This is a genomic window from Streptomyces cyaneochromogenes (assembly GCF_003963535.1).
Classification (GTDB): domain Bacteria; phylum Actinomycetota; class Actinomycetes; order Streptomycetales; family Streptomycetaceae; genus Streptomyces; species Streptomyces shaanxiensis.
Genome location: NZ_CP034539.1, coordinates 434,160 through 440,719, shown reverse-complemented (window position 1 = coordinate 440,719; position 6,560 = coordinate 434,160). Strand labels below are relative to the sequence as shown.

Here is a 6,560-nt window from a genome sequence, read left to right as displayed (position 1 = left end):
CAAGCCTTTGTGAGGAGTACCGCGATGCCCCGATCCCTTGTCGAAGACGTGTGGCCGCTGTCCCCGCTCCAGGAGGGTCTGCTGTTCCACGCCGCCCTGGACGACCGCGGCGGCCCCGACGTCTACACCGTGCAGGCCGTGCTCGCGCTCGACGGACCGGTGGACGGCGCCCGGCTGCGCGCCGCCTGGGAGGCGCTGGTGGCCCGGCACGCGGCCCTGCGCGCCTGCTTCCGCCATGTCAGCGGCGCCCAGATGGTGCAGGTCATCGCCCGCGAGGTGACCCTGCCGTGGCACGAGGAGGACGTCAGCGACCGGCCGGAGGCCGAGGCGACCGCCGTCGCCGACCGGGTGGCCGGCGAGGAACTGGGCCGGCGCTTCGACCTGGCCGCGGCCCCGCTGCTGCGGATCGCCCTGGTGAAACTCGCCGAGACCCGGCACTGGATGGTCGTCACCAGCCACCACGTGCTGATGGACGGCTGGTCGATGCCGGTCGTGATGAGCGAGCTGTCCGCCCTGTACGCGGGCGGCGGCGACGCCTCCGGGCTGCCGCCCACCGCCTCCTACCGCGACTACCTCGCCTGGCTGAACCGGCAGGACAAGCAGCGGGCACGGGACGTGTGGCGGGCCGAGCTGGCCGGTCTCGACGAGCCGACGCTGGTCGCGCCCGCGGACCTCACCCGGCTGCCCGACTCCGGCTTCGTGCTCACCGACCTCTCCGAGGAGCTGACGGCGGGCCTGGTGAGCCTGGCCCGCGGCCACGGGCTGACGCTCAACACGGTCGTGCAGGGCGCCTGGGCGGTCGTGCTGGGCCAGCTCGCCGGGCGTACCGACGTGGTGTTCGGCGCCACCGTCTCCGGCCGCCCCGCGGAACTGCCCGGCGTGGAGTCCATGGTGGGACTGCTGATCAACACCCTGCCGGTGCGGGTGCCCCTGGACGGGCGGCAGCCCGCCGTCGAGATGCTCACCTCCCTCCAGGAGCGGCAGGCCGGGCTGATCGCCCATCAGCACCTCGGACTGCCCGAGGTGCAGCGCCTCGGCGGCCCCGGAGCCGTCTTCGACACCCTCGTCGTCTACGAGAACTTCCCGCACGCGCCCGGCAAGCCCGGCCCCCAGGGCCTCACCATGCGCCCGGCGAAACTCTCCCGCGACACCGCCCACTACCCGTTCACGCTGGTCGTCGCCCCCGGTGACCGACTCCACGTCAAACTCGACCACCAGCTGGAGCTGTTCGACCGCGCCACCGCCGAGTCGGTGCTGGACCGGCTGATCCGCGTGCTGGAACAGCTGGTCGCCGACCCGGCCGTGCCCGTCGGCCGGCTCACCGCGGTCGGCGGGCCCGAGCGCGAGCGGGTGCTGCGCGAGTGGAACGCCACCGAGGAGGCGGCCCTGCCCGGCGGTTCGGTGCCCGAGCTGTTCGCCCGGCAGGCCGCCCGCACCCCGGACGCCGTCGCCGTCGTCGACGGCAAGCGGACCCTGACGTACGCCGAGCTGGACGCCGGCGCGGCCCGGCTCGCGAGCTCTCTGGCGCGGCGGGGCGTGGGGCGCGGCGACCGGGTCGCCGTCCTCATGGAACGCTCGGCCGAACTGCCGGCCGCGCTGCTCGCGATCTGGCGGACCGGCGCCGCGTACGTGCCCGTCGACGTGACCGACCCGGCCGAGCGGATCACGTTCCTGCTGAAGGACTCCGCGCCGGCCGCCGTGCTGTGCACCCGCTCGACGCGGGGCGCCGTGCCCGAGGACACCCCGGTGGCGCCGCTCGTCCTCGACGACCTCGCCGCCGGCACGGGCGAGCCGCCGGTCGCACCGCTGAGCGCCGACGACATCGCGTACGTGATGTACACCTCCGGCTCGACGGGGACGCCCAAAGGCGTGGCCGTGCCGCACGGCGCCGTCGCCGCGCTCGCCGGGGACGCGGGCTGGGACGTGCGCCCCGACGACGCGGTCCTGCTGCACGCCCCGCACGCCTTCGACGCCACGCTGTTCGAGATGTGGGTGCCGCTGGTGTCCGGGGCCCGCGTGGTGGTCGCGGAGCCGGGCGTGGTCGACGCGCTGCGGATCCGCGAGGAGATCGCCGCCGGGGTGAGCGTGCTGCATCTGACCGCGGGCACCTTCAGGGTGCTCGCCGAGGAGGCACCGGAGTGCTTCAGCGGGCTGCGCGAGGTGCTGACCGGCGGCGACGTCGTCCCGCCGCAGGCCGTGCAGCGGGTACGGCAGGTCTGCCCGGGCCTGCGGATCCGGCATCTGTACGGGCCGACGGAGACCACGCTGTGCGCCACCTGGCACCTCGTCGAACCCGGCTCGCCCGGCACCGGCACGCTGCCGATCGGACGGCCGCTGACGGGGCGTCGGGTCTACGTCCTGGACGCCTTCCTCCAGCCGGTGCCGGCCGGGGTACCCGGCGAGCTGTACATCGCCGGTGAGGGCGTCGCCCACGGCTACGCCGGGCGGGCCGCCCTGACCGCCGAGCGGTTCGTGCCCGAACCGTACGCACAGGGCCGGCGGATGTACCGCACCGGGGACCTGGTGCGCTGGACCGACGACGGTCAACTGGTCTTCGTGGGGCGGGCCGACGCCCAGGTCAAGGTCCGCGGCTTCCGGGTGGAACTCGGCGAGGTGGAGTCCGCGCTGGCCGCACAGCCCGGCGTCCGGCAGGCCGTGGTCGCCGCCCGTGACGACGGGCCCGGAGAGAAACGGCTGATCGGCTATGTGGTCGCCGACGGACAGGACCTCGACCCCGAACGGGTCCGCGAACAGGTCGCGCAGGTGCTGCCGGAGTACATGGTCCCGGCGATGGTGATGGCCATGGTCACCTTGCCGGTGACCGCCAACGGCAAGGTCGACCGCAAGGCGCTGCCCGCCCCCGACTTCGTCTCGCGGTCAGCCGGACGCGCCCCGCAGAGCGAGACCGAGCAGCTGATGTGCACGCTGTTCGCCGAGGTCCTCGCCCTCGACGAGGTCGGCGCCGAGGACAACTTCTTCGAACTCGGCGGCGACTCCGGCCTGGGGATGCGCCTCGCGCGCCGGATCCGCGAGGAACTCGGCGTCGACCTGCCCATCCGGCAACTGTTCTCCGCGCCCACCCCCGCAGGCGTGGCGCGGGCGCTCGCCGCCAAGGTCCGGCCCGTGCTCCGGCAGACCGAGGACCGCCCGGACCCGCTGCCCGTCACCGCCGGCCAGCTGCGCACCTGGCTGCTGGACCGACTCGCCGACGACGACCACGCCGCGCCCGCGCATCACGCGCTGGCCCTGCGCATACACGGCGCCCTCGACCGGGACGCTCTGACGGCGGCGCTGGGCGATGTCGCCGACCGGCACGAGATCCTGCGCACCACCTTCCCCGGCACCGGCCGCTCGGTACGCCAGCAAGTGCTGGAACCGGCGGCCGGGCGGCCCGCGCTGCGGCTGACCGAGGCCCGTGAGGAAGAGCTGCCCGCGCTGCTGGAACGGGCGACGGCCCACACCTTCGACCTCACCCGCGACGTGCCGTGGACCCACACCCTGTTCGCCCTCTCCGACACCGACCACGTACTGCACGTGCTGGTGCACCGCATGGCCGCCGACGCGCAGTCGACCGGTGTGCTGATGCGCGACCTGGCCGCCGCCTACGGCGCCCGGCGCCGGGGCCGTGCCCCCGAACGGGCCCCGCTGCCGCTGCAGTTCGCCGACTACGCGCTGTGGGAGCGGGAGCTGCTCAGCGGTGAGCAGGACCGCGAGACCCTGGCCTGGGACGAGATCCAGTACTGGCGTGCCACTCTCGAGGGCGCCCCGCAGGCCCTGGACCTGCCCGTCGACCGTGCCCGCCCGGCGCTGCCCACCCGCCGCGCCGGATCCGTGCCGGTCGAACTCGCCGCCGAGGCACACGCCCGGCTCACCCGGGCGGCGGAACCCTCCGGTGCCTCCGCGTTCACCGTGGTCCAGGCGGCCCTCGCGCTGCTGCTCGGCAGGCTCGGCGCCGCCGACGACGTCACCCTCGGCACCGTGCTGCCGCGCAGCGACGACGAGGTCGAGCTGGAAGGGCTGATCGGCGCCTTCGCACGCCCCCTCGCCCTGCGCACGGACCTCTCCGGCGATCCCACGTTCAGCGAACTCCTCGGCCGGACGCATGAGGCGGCCCGTGAGGCCCGCCGCCGCCAGGACGTACCCTTCGCCCGGCTCCTGGAGGCCCTCGACCTGCCACCCACCCCCGACCGCCACCCCGTCTTCCAGGTCGCCCTCGACGTCCGCGACGAGGGAGAGGACCCGTGGGACGCCTGGCAACTACCGGGCCTGAACACCAGCCGAATCGACCTCGGTACGGACTCCATGGAGTTCGACCTGTCGCTGCACCTCGACGAGACCGAGGACGTCGACGGCGCCCCCGGCGGCCTGACGGGCGAACTGCGCTACGCCACCGACCTGTTCGACCGGGACACGGCCGTCGCGTTCGCCGCGCGGCTGGTCCGGGTCCTGGAGCAGGTCGCCGACGACCCGGAACTGCGGGTCGCGGACGTCGACCTGCTGCTGGACGACACCGAGCGGCACACGGCCCTCACCTTCGGCAACGACACCGCCGCCGAACCGCCCGAGACGACGATCGTCGAGGCACTGGCCGCGCAGGCGGAGGCCGGCCCGGACGCGATCGCGGTGGCGGACGCCACCGGCTCCCTCACGTACGCCCAACTCGACGCGGCGGCAACGACGCTTGCACTGCGGCTCATGGCACGGGGCGTCGGCCCCGAGGACGTCGTCGCCGTCGACCAGCCCGTGGGCGCCGGGCTGGTCGGCGCGCTGGCCGGGGTCCTGAAATCCGGCGCCGCGTTCCGCCTGGTGCCCGGGCCTGACACCGACCTCGGGGAGCTCCGGACTGCCGCCGTGGTCACCAGTGCGGCGGGCGCCGGGTCTTGGGCACCCGTCGAGGGGACGCCGGTGCTGGTCGCTGACACCGGGGGACCTGAGAGCGGCGGCCTTGGGGTGGGCGGGCCTGTGACCGGTGAATCCGTGACCGGTGAACCCGCCACCCTCGCACCCAGCGCCAAGAACACCACCCCACGCCCCCCACTCCCCGGCCACCCCGCCCTCCTCCTCCCGGCCCGGGACGGCGCGCACGCAGTCGTCGAGCACCGCACCCTCGCCGCCCGCGCCGCGCACCGCGCGCAGACCTCGCCCGTCGCCGGGGTGACCCTGCTGGACCCGCGCGTCCCGGTCGAGTCACTGATCACCCCGCTGCTCGCCACGCTGACCGCCGGCGGCACCGTGCGCTTCGGCACCCCCGACGCCGACGGGCCGCGCGCCGACCTCCTGGTCACCACCGGCGCCCTGCTCGCCGAACGAACCGTGGTGGCATCGTCGTACGCGGAGATTCTCGTCGCCGACGAGGAGGCGCACGGGACACCCGCCGTCACCACCCGGGTCACCGGTCACGCCACCCCCGAGACCGGCGGCACCTGGCTGGAGACCCGGCTCGGCGCCGGCATGCACCCGCCCGCCTCCGCACTCCCGGCCGGACGGCCGCTCCCGCACACGCTCGCCTACGTCCTGGACGACCGGCTGCGCCCGGTCCCCACCGGCGTCGAGGGGGACCTGTACGTGGCGGGCGGGACCCTGGCGCGCGGCTACTCGGGGCGGCCGGCACCGACGGCGGAGCTGTTCGTCGCCGACCCGTACCGGACCGGCGGCCGGATGCTGCGGACCGGCAAGCGGGCCCGACGTGACGGCGAGGGCGTGCTGTCGCTGCGCGAGCGGCGGGTCGCGCCGACAAGCAGGCCGGCGGGCCGCGCGGGCAGCGAACTGGGCGTGCTGCTGCCGCTGCGTCCCGAGGGCAGCCGGAAGCCGCTGTTCTGCCTGCACCCGAGCATGGGCCTGAGCTGGTCGTACGCGGCGCTGCTGCCGTATCTGCCGGCCGACCTTCCGGTGTACGGCGTGCAGGCGCGCGGACTCGCCGGACCCGGGGAACTCCCGCACAGCATCGAGGAGATGGCCGCCGACTACGCCGACGAGATTCGCGCGGCGCAGCCCGAGGGCCCCTACCACCTGCTCGGCTGGTCCTTCGGTGGCATGATCGCCCAGGCGATCGCCTGCCGGCTGGAGGAACTGGGGGAGGAGGTCGCGCTGTTGGCGCTGCTCGACGCCTACCCCAGCAACGCCGGGAAGTCGGTCTCGAGGGATCGCGGGGTCTCCCGTGAGGAGCAGGCGTCGACACTGATGGAGCAGGAGATCGAGGTGTCGGCGGGCGTCGACGCGCGCGGCAACCTGGGCGACCGGGTGCTGTCGCGGATGCAGGAAGTGCTGGGCAACATGGCCCGGTTCGCGCCCGGCCACACCCCGCGCCGCTTCGGCGGTGACGTGCTGCTGTTCATCGCCGCCCACGACCGCCCCGAGGAGCTCCCCGTCCCCGAGGCGAGGGCCAGTTGGGCGCCGTACACCGGCGGTGCCGTCGAGGCACACGAGATCCCGATCGACCACTACCGGATGCTCCACCCCGGAAATCTCCCACCGGTCGGCCGCGTCCTCACCCGGAAACTCACCGCTTCCGGGCCGAACGAAGAATCCGCCAACCGCTCCCGAACAGAAAGCGAATGACA

At 74.5% G+C, this 6,560-nt stretch carries 1 protein-coding gene; it reads left to right on the top strand.

Translation table 11 applies throughout. From position 1 onward, the window contains the following. The first annotated feature begins 24 nt into the window (after positions 1–24). Complete coding sequence (locus EJ357_RS01720) at positions 25–6,558, top strand: amino acid adenylation domain-containing protein (RefSeq protein WP_126387913.1); 6,534 nt, start codon at positions 25–27, stop codon at positions 6,556–6,558. Positions 6,559–6,560: the final 2 nt, after the last annotated feature.

Bases quoted from the DNA above. Each gene is read 5' to 3' on its own strand.
- EJ357_RS01720 (WP_126387913.1), top strand. From the start codon at position 25: ATGCCCCGATCCCTTGTCGAAGACGTGTGGCCGCTGTCCCCGCTCCAG.